General features: G+C 61.6%; 11 protein-coding genes. 1 reads left to right on the forward strand and 10 read right to left on the reverse strand.

The features are described from left to right. Window positions 1-317 precede the first annotated feature (317 nt). The 3 genes from leuA to K6N12_RS28300 form a co-directional block, all read right to left on the reverse strand. Window positions 318-2,051 (reverse strand): 2-isopropylmalate synthase, encoded by a 1,734-nt coding sequence (gene leuA / locus K6N12_RS28290; protein ID WP_097626648.1) that lies wholly within the window; start codon window positions 2,049-2,051, stop codon window positions 318-320. Window positions 2,052-2,414: 363 nt separating this feature from the next. Then, a complete protein-coding gene (locus K6N12_RS28295; protein WP_097626646.1) occupies window positions 2,415-3,644 on the reverse strand; it encodes a benzoate/H(+) symporter BenE family transporter in 1,230 nt (409 codons plus the stop codon). Window positions 3,645-3,778: 134 nt separating this feature from the next. After that, window positions 3,779-4,363 (reverse strand): ATP-dependent Clp protease proteolytic subunit, encoded by a 585-nt coding sequence (locus tag K6N12_RS28300; protein WP_097626644.1) that lies wholly within the window; start codon window positions 4,361-4,363, stop codon window positions 3,779-3,781. A gap of 278 nt (window positions 4,364-4,641) precedes the next feature. Here K6N12_RS28300 and K6N12_RS28305 point away from each other — a divergent pair, with 278 nt between their 5' ends. After that, window positions 4,642-5,418, forward strand: a complete 777-nt coding sequence (locus K6N12_RS28305) for a DUF2076 domain-containing protein (RefSeq protein ID WP_097626823.1) — start codon at window positions 4,642-4,644, stop codon at window positions 5,416-5,418. A gap of 135 nt (window positions 5,419-5,553) precedes the next feature. On the opposite strand, the gene queF is transcribed toward K6N12_RS28305, so the two are convergent. The 7 genes from queF to K6N12_RS28340 all read right to left on the reverse strand — a co-directional run bounded on the left by queF (window position 5,554) and on the right by K6N12_RS28340 (window position 13,097). Beyond that, window positions 5,554-6,018, reverse strand: a complete 465-nt coding sequence (queF, locus tag K6N12_RS28310) for a preQ(1) synthase (RefSeq protein WP_003581211.1) — start codon at window positions 6,016-6,018, stop codon at window positions 5,554-5,556. Further along, complete coding sequence (gene emfA, locus K6N12_RS28315; RefSeq protein WP_097626642.1) at window positions 6,018-6,932, reverse strand: CDF family cation efflux transporter EmfA; 915 nt, start codon at window positions 6,930-6,932, stop codon at window positions 6,018-6,020. Before emfA ends, queF begins: the two co-directional genes overlap by 1 nt. 190 nt (window positions 6,933-7,122) lie before the next feature. After that, the gene (locus K6N12_RS28320; protein WP_097626640.1) at window positions 7,123-7,794 is read right to left on the reverse strand and encodes a DUF2161 domain-containing phosphodiesterase; all 672 of its coding nucleotides are present in this window, start codon (window positions 7,792-7,794) and stop codon (window positions 7,123-7,125) included. 15 nt (window positions 7,795-7,809) lie between these two features. Beyond that, complete coding sequence (locus K6N12_RS28325) at window positions 7,810-8,049, reverse strand: hypothetical protein (protein ID WP_003561395.1); 240 nt, start codon at window positions 8,047-8,049, stop codon at window positions 7,810-7,812. A gap of 112 nt (window positions 8,050-8,161) precedes the next feature. Next, window positions 8,162-10,351, reverse strand: a complete 2,190-nt coding sequence (locus tag K6N12_RS28330) for an anthranilate synthase (protein WP_097626638.1) — start codon at window positions 10,349-10,351, stop codon at window positions 8,162-8,164. Between the two features lie 267 nt (window positions 10,352-10,618). Continuing rightward, complete coding sequence (locus K6N12_RS28335) at window positions 10,619-12,868, reverse strand: TonB-dependent hemoglobin/transferrin/lactoferrin family receptor (protein WP_097626636.1); 2,250 nt, start codon at window positions 12,866-12,868, stop codon at window positions 10,619-10,621. 10 nt (window positions 12,869-12,878) lie between these two features. Continuing rightward, on the reverse strand, window positions 12,879-13,097 hold the full coding sequence (locus K6N12_RS28340; protein ID WP_131711509.1) for a hypothetical protein: 219 nt from the start codon (window positions 13,095-13,097) through the stop codon (window positions 12,879-12,881). Window positions 13,098-13,225 lie beyond the last annotated feature (128 nt).

The following is a 13,225-nucleotide window of genomic DNA, read 5'->3' on the forward strand; positions in this document are numbered from 1 at the left end:
GTGGCGAATAATTACCGCCTGCGGAGCTGAGGTGGCACCATGGCAAATCAGCATCCCCTCATCCGCCTGCCGGCACCTTCTCCCCAAGGGAGAAGAGACATGCGGCAACCTCTCGCTCTTAAAACGTCTGCAGTGGGAAGGCAGGGCAGAAAGCTTGCTCCCCTCTTGTCCCCTCGGGGAGAAGGTGCCCGTAGGGCGGATGAGGGAGCCGCATGGCACGCCTTTCATTGGCTAGCGCTCACCGAAGACTCAACGAAGCCAATCTCCTCATCAGACCGCGCCGCACCGAAGCGATCGCGGCCTGATTCCATCGAAGATCAAGCCTTGCCGGCCTTCACATCGAGCACGCGGTTGGCCGCCGAGACGATCGCTTCCAGCGATGCCGCGACGATGTTGGTATTGATGCCGGCGCCGAAGAGCTTGCCGCCGGGATAGGAGGTCTCGACGTAGGAGATCGCCGCCGCGTTCGAGCCGTGCTGCAGAGAATGCTCGGAATAATCCTCTACCGACATCTCGATGCCGAGATAATGCGACAGTGCATTGATGAAGCCGTCGATCGGACCGTTGCCGCGCCCTTCGATGCGCTTGATCTCGCCATTGTCGGTGATCTCGGCCGCCACGATCCGCTGGCCCTTGTGCTCGGTATCGGGATAGGTGTGGTGGTCGGCGAATTTGAGGCGTCCATCGGGCTGCGTCACGTAGCGCTCGATGAAACGGTCGTAGATCCGCTTTGAAGGAAGCTCCTTGCCCTCGACGTCGGTAATGCGCTGGATATCCTCGCGGAACTCCACCTGCAGGTTGCGCGGCAGGTTCAGCCCGTAATCCTGCTGCAGAATATAGGCGATGCCGCCCTTGCCGGACTGCGAGTTGATGCGGATGATCGCCTCGTAGGAACGGCCGACGTCACGCGGATCGATCGGCAGGTACGGCACTTCCCAGACGGGGTGGTTGGCGACCTGCGCCGCCTTCATACCCTTGTTGATCGCATCCTGATGCGAGCCCGAGAAGGCCGTATAGACCAGCTCGCCGACGTAAGGATGACGCTCGCCGATCGCCATCTGGTTGGAATATTCGAACACTTCCTTGATACGCTCAATGTTCGAGCAGTCGATCTCGGGATCGACCCCTTGCGTGAACATGTTCAACGCCATCGTCACCATGTCGACATTGCCGGTGCGCTCACCATTGCCGAAGAGCGTGCCTTCGACACGGTCGGCGCCTGCCAGCAATGCCAGTTCGGCAGCGGCGATGCCGGTGCCGCGGTCGTTATGCGGGTGCAGGGAGATGATCAGATTCTCGCGATTGTCGAGATTGCGGCACATCCACTCGATCTGGTCGGCATAGACGTTCGGCGTCGCCATCTCGACGGTGGACGGCAGGTTGATGATCAGCTTGTTATCGGGCGTCGGCTTGACCACCTCGATGACGCCATTGCAGATTTCCAGCGCCACTTCGAGTTCCGTGCCGGTAAAGCTCTCGGGCGAATATTCGAAACGGTAGCCGCCGCCTGCCTTGACGGCCATGTCGGTAATCATCTTGGCAGCATCGACGGCGATCTGCTTGATGCCCTGCACATCCTTGGCGAAGACGACGCGGCGCTGCAGCTCGCTGGTCGAGTTGTAAAAATGTACGATTGGCCGGTTTGCGCCTTCCAGTGCTTCGAAGGTGCGGGTGATGAGTTCCGGGCGGCATTGGACCAGCACCTGCAGGGAGACGTCGGCGGGCACGTTGCCCTCTTCCACGCACCAGCGGGCGAAATCGAAATCGGTCTGCGAAGCGGAGGGGAAACCGATCTCGATTTCCTTGAAGCCCATCTCCAGCAGCAGCTGGAACATCCGCGCCTTGCGGTCGTGGCCCATCGGGTCGACCAGCGCCTGGTTGCCATCACGCAGGTCGACTGAGCACCAAACCGGCGCCTTGGTGATGGTCTTGGTCGGCCAGGTGCGGTCGGGAATGTTTACCTGCGGATAGGCCCGGTATTTCACCGCAGCGTCAGGCATGCCTTTTGCGGAGGCCGTTTTTCCCTCGGAGAATTGCGTCTTTGCATTCATCGTATCGTCTCCTCGTCCCGGCATTTGCCCCGCTCTTAGCCGATCGTGTCAGGCTTGGCGATAAACAAATGCGGACCTTTGTCGGTCGTTAGGTCAATTTTGAAAATGAATCGCGAGGAGCAATCGCCGGGCGGGCTTTCGGCCGCCGGGCGCTCCTCAAAGGACCCGGCAACCGCGCGTAAGGCCGAGGAGAAGAAGCGAGGTCAAGGCGCGCGTATTGTCACGCAGGGCGATGCGGCCGCGTGCAATCGTGTCTGAAATTCTGGCGCCAGTGGTCTTCATGGCCGCGCTTATAACCTTGGGCCGGGAAACTGGCAAGCCCTTGCTCGGGCTTTTGGCCGCCGAAGGCGCAGCGCCATTCCGCTACCGCGGCTGGCGTCGGTCTTTCCAAACGCTCACCAGCCGCGACAGCGCCAGCATCAGCCCGCCGGCGATCAGGCCCCAGAAAGCGCCGGAAATGCCGCCGAAGGAAACGCCTGAGGCGGTGACGAGGAAGGTGATCGCCGCCGCCTCGCGCGACTCCGGCGCCTGGAAGGCCGACATCGCCGAGGAGGAGAAAGCCCCGACCAGCGCCAGCCCGGCCACCGCCTCGATCAGGATCGGAGGCGCAAGCGCGACGAAAGCCGTCACCGCGCCGGCAAGCAGCCCGAGGATGACATACCCGACGCCGGCGGTCAGCGACGCCCAATAGCGCCGCTTCGGATCCGCGTGGGCATCCTGTCCGGCGCACATTGCCGCCGTGATCGCCGCCAGATTGACGGCGTGGCCGCCGAACGGCGCCGACAGCAGCGAGAAAAAGCCGGTGACGGCAAAGAGCGGACCGGCCTTCGGATCGTAGTGGTTGACCTTCAAGACGGCGATACCCGGAATGTTCTGCGAGGCCATGGTGACGATGAACAGCGGCAGCGCGATCGAAACAAGGCCGGCGAGACTGAACACCGGCCGGACGATTTCAGCCGCCGGCACCAGCGATTGTTCGAGCGAACTGAGAGAGCCGTCCGGAATATCGACGCCGAAGGTGAGCACCAGCACGAAGGCCGCGAGTGCCGCCGGCACCGCCCAGAGCCGTTTGAAGGCGCCTACGACGATCCAGGCGACGACGATCGGCAGGCCGAGCACGGGATTGAAGCTGATCGCCTTCACCGGCGCGAAGCAGAGGCCGATCAGCACGCCGGAGAGCATCGCATTGGCAAGCGGCGCCGGAATGGCGGCGACCGCCCGGCCGAGCGGCTTGAACAGCCCGGCGACGACGATCAGCGCGCCGCATATCAGGAATGCGCCGACCGCCGCATTGAAGCCGCCCTCAATCGGCCCGGTGCTTGCGAGCAGTGCGGCACCCGGCGTCGACCACGCGATGCTGATCGGCAACCGGGTCACCCCACTGAGCACGATCGCACAGATGCCCATGGAGATAGACAACGCCATCAGCCCCGAGGCCGCCTGCGCATCCGTGGCGCCGACCGCCTCGAGCCCGTGCAGCACGACGGCAAAGGAGCTGGCGGAGCCGACGAAGGCGGTCAGCAGCCCCATGAACAAGGCCTGGACGGAAAAATCTTTGAGCATGGCGGAACTCGAACTGCGGGAATGACGCATGGAGCATGACGGTTGCCGCCCGCGCAAGTCCGAATTCAGCTCCTTCCGTTCAGCACCTGTGTCTTCCGGCAGAAACAAAACGCCCTCGCCTGCTGCTGCAGGCGAGGGCGTTCAATAACACTACATGAGAAAACTCAGATATCGGCCTGCGACGTCACGATCCGCGAGACGAGACCATAGTCCTTCGCCTCTTCGGCCGACAGCCAGTAATCGCGATCGGTATCCTTGGCGATCTTTTCGAGCGGCTGGCCGGTGGCTGCCGCCATGATCTTGTTCAGGCGCTCGTTCATCTTGATGATCTCCCGTGCCTGGATCTCGATGTCGGATGCCATGCCGCGCGTGCCGCCCGAGGGTTGGTGCAGCAGGAAGCGGGTGTTCGGCAGGCACAGGCGCTGCTCCTTCGGAGCGGCGACATATATCAGCGCGCCGGCGGAGGCGACCCAGCCCGTGCCGATCATCCAGACCTTCGGCTTGATGAACTTGATCATGTCATGAATGGAATCGCCGGATTCGACGTGACCGCCGGGCGAATTCACATAGATGCGGATGTCTTCGTCGCTGGCCGCGGCAAGCGCCACAAGCTGCGAGCAGACCTTCTGCGCCAATTCCTGATTGATCGGTCCGTAGATGAAGATCGAACGCGACTTGAAAAGATTCGCCTCCGTTTCCTTGCCGAGCGGCAGTTCCTTCGTCTTGTCGTCCTGGTCTTCGTCGTTCATTCGAACCTCTTGGAGATGAATTCGGCTTCCCCGCACATAGTGCGACTCAATGCCTAAAACAATGTGGGAAAAACACAAGGCACCGAAGCGATGGAGATATCCTTAAGAAGCCGCGGGCCGTTCTGCAAGCCTTACTGAAATGTAACGGTGAAAGGCTTTGAAAAGCCTGAATCGGTTCCTACCTCAACCTCACGCAGCGATAGCTGCACCGAAAAACCATGGAGCGCTTTACGCGTCCGGTCGGATACGAGAGCGCTTCGGACCAACAGGAGGCAGACATGTCACCCGAAGAACGCCAATTGCTGACCGCCCTCTTCGACCGTGTGCGCACAGCAGCGGCCCAGCCGCGCGACCGCGACGCCGAGGCCCTGATCGACCAGGCAACGCGCGAACAGCCCTCCGCCACCTATTATCTCGCCCAGGCCGTCATCGTTCAGGAAAAGGGACTGGAAGCGGCCGCCAATCATATCAAGGAACTCGAAGAGCATGTCCGCCAGCTGGAAGCCGGCGCGAGTGAGCACCGCCAGGCCGAACAGGGCGGCGGCTTCCTGAGCTCGATCTTCGGCAACACCCAGACGCAGCAGCCGGCACCCGTCCCTTCCAATCACGGTCCCTGGGGTCAGCAGTCCCGCGCCTACGACGATTCCCGCGGCTGCGACCGCGATGGCCGCCAGCCGCAGCAGCAACAACCAACCGGCCCCTGGAGCCAGCAGGCCTATGCGCCGTCCGCCGGCGGCAGCTTCCTGCGCGGCGCGCTCGGCACGGCAGCCGGCGTTGCCGGCGGCATGCTGCTTGCCAATTCGCTGAGCGGCATCTTCGGCAATCACATGTCCTCGCTCGGCTGGGGCTCGCCCTTCGGCGCCAACCCTTTCGGCAATGCCAGCGCGCCTACCGAGGAAACCGTCATCAACAATTATTATGGCAATGACGACACTGGCCAGGCGTCCGACAATGCGGCCGATAATAACGACAACGACAATGTGCAGCAGGCCGATTATGACGACGGCGACGATTACAGCGATGACTCGTCTAGTGACGACGTTACGGATGTTTGAGGTTCAACCGACAAGGATGGGTGGCAATTGGTATTCGATTGCCGCACCGTATCCCGGCCCTTCGCTTGGGCTCAGGGCGTTCGCCGCTGCAATCGATTCACTGGATCGATTGCTCGGGCTGCGCCCGACCGCGGCTCACCCACGTCCGCGATAGGTGGCGACGCCCTGCTCCGGCAGCCACACACCTTCCGGCGGCTTGCCGGTCTGCCAGAAGACGTCGATCGGAATGCCGCCGCGCGGATACCAGTAGGCGCCGATCCTCAGCCACTTGGGATCAAGCAGCTCGACGATGCGCTTGGCGATGTAGATCGAGCAATCCTCGTGGAAAGCGCCGTGATTGCGGAAGGAATGCAGGAAGAGCTTCAGCGACTTCGATTCCACCAGCCATTCGCCCGGAATGTAATCGATGACGATATGGGCGAAATCCGGCTGTCCGGTCATCGGGCAGAGCGAAGTGAATTCCGGCGCGGTGAAGCGCACGACGTAATCGGTGCCGGCATGGTTGGACGGCACTTTTTCAAGCACTGCCTGCTCCGGCGATTGTGCGGTTTCGGTTTGCTGGCCCAGCATCGAAAGGCTGGAAACATCGGTATTCGGCATCATGCCTCCTTGACGACTTTGACGCGGATTCCATGGGCCTTTTCGCCCTCCGGCTCCACGTGAATGGCTATTTTGGCGCCCTCGTGCACCGCACTGATGGCATCCTCAAGGCGGTCGCATATATCATGCGCCTGCCGCACCGACATAGTGCCGGGAACCACCATGTGAAAATCGATGAAGGTGACGGCGCCGGCCCGCCTGGTCTTCAGGTCGTGTACGCCGATCGAGCCTGACGCATGGGTGGCGATCGCCTGCTTGATCGCCTCCTCCTCGCGCGGCTCAACGGCCTGGTCCATCAGCCCTCCGATCGATTGCGAGATCACCTTCCAGCCCTGGTAGATGATGTTGACGGCAACCAGAATGGCAAGCACCGGATCGAAGATCGCATAACCGGTCGCCAGCGCCAGCAGCAGGCCGGCGAGCACGCCGACGGAGGTCACCACATCCGACAAGATATGCTGCCCGTCCGCGGCAAGTGCGGCCGAGCGATGTTTGCGCCCGGTCCGGATCAGCAGCCGCGCCCAGACCGCATTGATGACACCGGCCGCGAAATTGATCGCAAGCCCGAGCACCGGCGCATCGAGCATGCGGGGCTCGGCGAGGTAGCCGATCGCCTCGTTGACGATCAGGAGTGCGGCGACCACGATCAGTACGCCCTCGGTGACCGCCGACAGATATTCCGCCTTGTGATGGCCGAAGGGATGGTCGTGATCGGCCGGCTTCTGCGCATAGCGAATGACGAAAAAGGCGATGAAGGCGGCAACGACGTTGACCGTCGATTCGAGCCCGTCCGACAGCAGCGCCACCGATCCGGTGACCCACCAAGCCACCATCTTCAGGCCCATGACGCCGAGCGACAGCGGAATGCCCCACATCGCCAGCGTCCTAACCGTAAGATCGCCGTTGTCACTCATATCGTCCTCCTGCGGTTGCGAATGAATTGCAGGGTCCAAGCCATTGAAACGCAAAACCGCCCACGCGAATGTCGCGCAGGCGGCCCAGTTGAGGGTGATATGGGCGATGATGATGGATTTGTCAAAGGAGAATGCCACTCCGTTCACAGGCGTTGCCGCCCCTCGCCGGAAAGCTGCCTTGCGGCGCGACTCAGCCGATCGGGTAGGAAAGGTCAGCCTGCGGCCAGCGCAGGAGAGCGGCCTGCCCTGCCGGCGTCAGCGCGTAGACGCCCTTTTCCTGGCGCTCGAACCATCCATAGACGTTGTCGCGCAGGATCGGACCGGCCTTTGACGTCAGCGCCTTCATATCTCGAGGCCTTACGATTCCCCGATCGAGTGCCGAAGCGCAAAGCAGCGCCTGCTGACGGTAGGCGGTCATGATCGGCGCCCGCGAGCCGCCGCCAACGGCAGGATCGCCGCGGCGGCGCTGATGCTCCTTGACGAGGCGCGTGCGCCGCTTCGGATTGGTGCGCGGCATCGGCGAGACGGAACTGACGATGACGCTGACCTCACCGCCGTCGGAGACGCCGAGCATGCCGATGCCGAGCCGTCGACAGAGGTCGCGGTAACGTTTATCGGCCTCCCGCCCACGCCCCTTGGCCGAAACGCGGGCCGCGATCCAGACTTCATCGCTGATGGCGGCGCGGTCGACTGCCTGGAGAAGCAGTTCGAGGTTGAAGGAAAGTTTCAGTTCGCAGACCACCACGACCGGCGGCTCGCCCTCGCTCAAGCCGACGAGATCGCATCCGGCGACCTCGCCCTTCACGACATAACCGGCCGCTTCGAGGAAAGTTTTGACCGGCAGGTAGAGCGACGTTTCCACAGCGAAAACGGCGACTCAGGCGGCGTTGAGATCAGCAATCTCGCCATATCGGGCGAGCAGTCGCGGTGAGGACATGTCGCCGGTTTCTTCGTCGACGATCACGGCATAGGCCGCCACGCCGACGAACCGCTCAGCCATCGCCGAGGCGATCTTTTCAGCGCTGACGGAGTTCGACGCCTGGCGCATTTCGCCGGGCACAAGATTGCCGCGGTTCTTGCGGTAAGGGAGCACGATGAACTTTTCAGCATTGGCCACGGCGATAATTCCCGGTTAATCGTTCCTGAAATGTTCTGATTTGCACGATAAAGTCAACCGCTGAATGGCCGCCCGCCCTTCCCGTGACAAGGAAGGGCGGGGCGGATAGCCATCAAGCAGCCTTCGTCTTCGCCTTGCGGGCCAGATGCGCCACGACATTTTCGATCATCCGCATACCGGCATCGCCGCCGAGCGTCATGATCGATTCCGGATGGAACTGCACTGCGGCGATCGGCTCCTTCTCATGTTCGATGCCCATGATCGTACCGTCTTCGCTTTCCGCCGTGATGATGAACTCGCGCGGCAGCGTCGAAGGATCGGCGAAGATCGAGTGATAACGGCCGACCGTCACTTCCTTCGACAGGCCGGAGAAGACGATGCCCGGCTCCAGCACGCGGATGCGCGACGGCTTGCCGTGCATCGGCAGGGCCAGATGGCGCAGTTCCCCGCCATAGGCTTCGGCGAGCGCCTGCAGGCCGAGGCAGACGCCGAAGATCGGCAGGTTGCGCGCCCGCGCCTTCTTGATCGTCGCCTTGCAGTCGAAATCCTTGGGCGTTCCGGGTCCCGGCGACAGCACGACGAGGTCAGGATTCAGCCGGTCGAAGATCTCGTCCGGCACCGGCGTGCGCACGGTCGAAACCGTCGCCCCGGTCTGGCGGAAATAATTGGCGAGCGTGTGAACGAAGCTGTCCTCATGATCGATCAACAGGATGCTGACACCCTTGCCGACGCTTGCGACGTCGCGCTGGATCTTGCCGGAATTGCCCGTTTTGGCATCGCGGATGGCGGAAAGCATGGCGGAGGCCTTCAATTCTGTTTCGGCTTCTTCTTCCTCTGGAATGGAATCGTTGAGCAGCGTCGCGCCGGCGCGCACCTCGGCGATGCCGTCCTTGATGCGCACGGTGCGTAGCGTCAAACCGGTATTCATATCGCCGTTGAAGCCGACCATGCCGATCGCCCCACCATACCATGCGCGCGGGCTCTTTTCATGGCTCTCGATGAAGCGCATCGCCCAGAGCTTCGGCGCGCCAGTGACGGTGACGGCCCAGGCGTGGCTGAGGAAACCGTCGAAGGCATCCATATCGTCGCGCAGCCGCCCTTCGATGTGGTCGACCGTATGGATCAGGCGCGAATACATCTCGATCTGCCGGCGGCCAATCACCTTGACCGAGCCGGGTTCGCAGACGCGGCTCTTGTCGTTGCGATCGACGTCGGAGCACATGGTCAGCTCGGATTCGTCCTTCTTGGAATTCAAAAGCTTCAGGATCTGCTCGCTGTCGGCGATCGGATCGTCGCCGCGTTTGATCGTGCCCGAAATCGGGCAGGTCTCGATGCGGCGGCCGGACACGCGCACGAACATTTCGGGCGATGCGCCGACCAGATATTCCTGGCTGCCGAGATTGATGAAGAAGGAATAGGGCGACGGGTTGATCGCCTTCAGCCGCCTGGAAATGTCGGAAGGCTTGCTGTCGCAGCGCTCCATGAATTTCTGCCCCGGCACGACTTCGAAGAGGTCGCCCTTGCGGAAACTTTCCTTCGCCTTGGTGACGAGCTCGGCATATTCGCCCGGCCGGTGATCGCTCTTCGGCGGAATGGCATCCGTGTGCTTGAAAGGCTCCGGCGCAATATCCTGCGCCTTGCCCTCGGTCGTCACGCCGCCCTTTTCGAAATCGTAACGGTCGATCCAGGCCTTGGCGGCGTAATTGTCGACGACGAGGATCTCGTCGGGCAGGTAAAGCACCATGTCGCGCTGGTCGGAGGGCCGCGTCAACTTCAGATCGATTGCGTCGAACTGGAAGGCGATGTCGTAGCCGAAGGCGCCGTAGAGCCCGAGGCTCGCATCCGCGTGCGAATAGAAGAGGTCGGTAACGGCGCGCAGCACGGTGAAGACCGTCGGCATCTTCGAGCGCTCTTCCTCGGTGAACACCCGGTCCGGCGTCTTGACGGAAAGGTCGAGGCGCCGGGCGGAGGAAGCGCCGAGCACGAGGTCGGAGACCGTCTTCAGCCGCTCGGTCACGAAGCCGAGAAGCACCTCGCCGCGCTCGTTATAGGCCTCGATCCAGACATCGCGCCCGAAGGAGGAGATGCCGAGCGGCGGATCGACGACGGCGGTATCCCAGCGCGTATAACGGCCCGGATATTCGTAGTTCGACGAGAACACCGCACCGCGGCGCTCATCGAGCTTGTCGATATAGGAAGAGACCGCGTCGCCGTAGGGGATCGCACGCCGCTGCCGCGTGACCGATATCCCGCCCTTGGTCTCGTAGATTTCCGCACCATCATCCCGCAGGATCGTTACCATTGTTCCACTCCGTTATCGGGGCCCGGACGACAGGCGGCGATAAATAAAAAAGCCGCCTCGAAGTTTCGGGCGGCTCACTCGTCGTCGTCTTTGGACACGATTGGTCGAGGCCGCCTTAGCGAGCCCACCACCAAACAGCAATGTTCAAGGACTTGATCATGGAAAAATTGTTAGCCTGAGATCAGCCGCCGCGCAAGAGGCGATTGCGCGAATGAAAGAGGCGGCCCGAAAGCCGCCCTCTCCCCAGCCTCGAAGGCGTATCGACAATCAGAAGGTCTTGGTGAGCGAGACCTTGAAGGTACGGCCAGGCTCGGAATACCAATCGCGCGGCTGCGATGCCGTCGAGACAAGATTGACGTCCCGCACGGCGAGCGCATTGAAATATTCCTGGTCGAAGATGTTGTAGACGCCGGCTTGAACGCGCAGGCCCGGCACCTGTTCCGGCGTCCACCAGCCGGTCAGGTCGACGATTGCATAGCCGGGCGCATCGAAGGTCGTATCGGCGGTCGAGCCGACAGTCTTGAGATGATCGGTGAGCATGCCCGCCGCAAGCGTCGAGGAAAGGTCGAAGCCGAAAGTCTCGTTGCTCCAGCCACCGCCGACGATCGCCTTGAAGGGCGCCACCGAGCGCAGGCGCTGGGCGGTTTCCTCGTTCCTGCCGTAAGCATAGGCAAGTGCGGCGTGCAGGTTGATGCCGTTATTGAACGTCTTGTCGGCGCTCGCTTCGACACCCGAGATCGTCACACTGCTGATGTTGGTATAGTTGAACTCGGTGATACCGGTGGAGGCGTTGACGCTCGTCACCGTTTCAATGAAGTTGTGGTACCGGTTGTGGAAGAGCGCCAGACGACCGTTGAAATCGCCTGTGTCGAAATTGGCGCCCATTTCGACACCGTAGCCGGTCTCGGGCTTCAGGTCGGGATTGCCGAGCTGGGCATAATTGCCGCCCGCATTGTAGAAGCGGCTATAGAGTTCGTCGACAGTCGGGGCGCGGAAGGCCGACGACAACTGGGTGTAGAGTTGCACATCGGGTGTCAGCTCGTAGGTGGCAAGCACCTTCGGCGAAGCATGCTGATCGCTGCGATCGGACAGCGCACCGAATTTTGCAAGCGCGGGGTTGCTGGCGAAACCGCCACCCGTCGACGGATCATAGCTGAACCAGTCGAAACGAATGCCCGGCGTCAGCGCAAAATTCGTATCGCCGAACTCGATTTTGTCCTCGATCGACAGGCCCATCGTCTTGCTGTCAACATCCGGCACTTCCGACTGGTTGTTGAGCGAGGGGCACGTGGTCGGCGTCGGGCAAAGCGCGGAGCTGTACTGGCTCCAGGCCGACGTCGTCGCGTCGAGCGTTGCCTTTACCGAATGGCGGACGTTCGAATATTCGAAATCTTTGGTGACCGTGCCGTGGAAGCCCCAGGTCTTATTTTCGATCTCGTTGTTGCGGCCGTAGGCGACATTGGCCGCTGTGCGTCCCTTGCTGCCCGACTCCTTTTTCAGATCCTGCCAGTAAAGGACGGCCCGTGCGCTGGTGAAGAATGCATCCGAGGACTGTGCTTCATAGTCATAGTCGAGCGATACACGATCGCGGTCGCGCAGTTCGCGGCCGTCATAGTTGTCGATCATGTAGGTGCGTCCGGTTCCCTGCAGATCTCTCAGGTCTGTCTGGAGATCCCGGCGGAACCGTTCCGCCGTCAGGCCGATGCGATGACCGCCTTCCAGGTCCTGGCGGAGATTGAAGAGCAGGTTGTGCTGGTCGAAATCGGCGGGATCGGCCTCGGTGCGATACCGGCCATAGACGTCGGTGTTGCCCATGTTCGCCCGCTCATGGCCCTTGCGGTAGCCGCCCTGAAACAGGATTGACGTGCCGCCGATCTTCTTCGCCGCGGCCGCCGAGCCGGAAAGGCTGCTATCTTCGCTGTCATAGGTAGACTTGACGATCGCACCCCAGTCACGGCCTTCCGGAATGATATCCTCCGGCTCCAGCGTGTTGACGACGATCGCACCACCGAGCATGCCCGAGCCGCCCTTGCTGGAATCCGCGCCGCGCACGATATCGAGCGACGACAGAGAGTTGAAATCGAACGTGTCACCGCCGCCGTTGGCGTTGGCCGGCGCAAATGCACCCTGGCGTGCGCTGTTCGAGAGATAGGGGATTGGAATGCCATCCACCACGGTCAGGATGCGTGCGCCGGAGAGGCCGCGCAGATTGACGCCGGCATCGCCGCGGGAGAAGTTCACGCCGGGATCGACCCTGCGTCCGAGGTCTTCGAGATTGGTGACCTGTTTCTCGTCGAGTTGCTTGTCGGTGATCTCCGTTGCAAGCGGCGTGTCGGCGACGCTGCCCGGCGCCACGCGTTTGCCTTTGACGACGATCTTCTGCAGGACGGTGCTGTCATCCGTCGTCGCTTGCGGCGTGGTTGCCGCGGCGCTTTGCGCGAAAGACTGCGAAACTGGAAGAACATATGCGGCTGCCGTGCAGACCAATAGCACCGAGCGCCAATACCGGACGATCATAACCTACCCTCTAAATGATGATTACCGGGCTGGCTGGTCGTGGCGCGTCGAACGCTCGAGGGGCTGGCTGGGCTTTTGCGGATGAAGGCGATGCAGAATTCCGCCCTCTTTTTGCCGCATAAAAAACATGATAAGTTCTGTCAACATAAACCGGCAAAATATGTTGAATAAATTGATCAAGTTTTAACGATGTTTCCTGACGTTGCGCAATTGCAACGAAAATCGCCATAATGCGTTACCCCTACGCAATCGACATGACGGAAACGGATGCGTTGAGAAAACTTTCGATACTGGCGATCCTTCTCGCCGCAGCCACCTTTCTTGCCGGTGCCCGCCTGCCCCCGCACGGTCCCCTAC

The organism is Rhizobium redzepovicii, assembly GCF_019793435.1.
Taxonomy (GTDB): domain Bacteria; phylum Pseudomonadota; class Alphaproteobacteria; order Rhizobiales; family Rhizobiaceae; genus Rhizobium; species Rhizobium redzepovicii.

What these genes read in the sequence shown, in the direction of transcription:
- leuA (WP_097626648.1), bottom strand. Translation starts at nt 2,051, where the DNA reads ATGAATGCAAAGACGCAATTCTCCGAGGGAAAAACGGCCTCCGCAAAA.
- K6N12_RS28295 (WP_097626646.1), bottom strand. Translation starts at nt 3,644, where the DNA reads ATGCGTCATTCCCGCAGTTCGAGTTCCGCCATGCTCAAAGATTTTTCC.
- K6N12_RS28300 (WP_097626644.1), bottom strand. Translation starts at nt 4,363, where the DNA reads ATGAACGACGAAGACCAGGACGACAAGACGAAGGAACTGCCGCTCGGC.
- K6N12_RS28305 (WP_097626823.1), top strand. Translation starts at nt 4,642, where the DNA reads ATGTCACCCGAAGAACGCCAATTGCTGACCGCCCTCTTCGACCGTGTG.
- queF (WP_003581211.1), bottom strand. Translation starts at nt 6,018, where the DNA reads ATGCCGAATACCGATGTTTCCAGCCTTTCGATGCTGGGCCAGCAAACC.
- emfA (WP_097626642.1), bottom strand. Translation starts at nt 6,932, where the DNA reads ATGAGTGACAACGGCGATCTTACGGTTAGGACGCTGGCGATGTGGGGC.
- K6N12_RS28330 (WP_097626638.1), bottom strand. Translation starts at nt 10,351, where the DNA reads ATGGTAACGATCCTGCGGGATGATGGTGCGGAAATCTACGAGACCAAG.
- K6N12_RS28335 (WP_097626636.1), bottom strand. Translation starts at nt 12,868, where the DNA reads ATGATCGTCCGGTATTGGCGCTCGGTGCTATTGGTCTGCACGGCAGCC.
- K6N12_RS28340 (WP_131711509.1), bottom strand. Translation starts at nt 13,097, where the DNA reads ATGGCGATTTTCGTTGCAATTGCGCAACGTCAGGAAACATCGTTAAAA.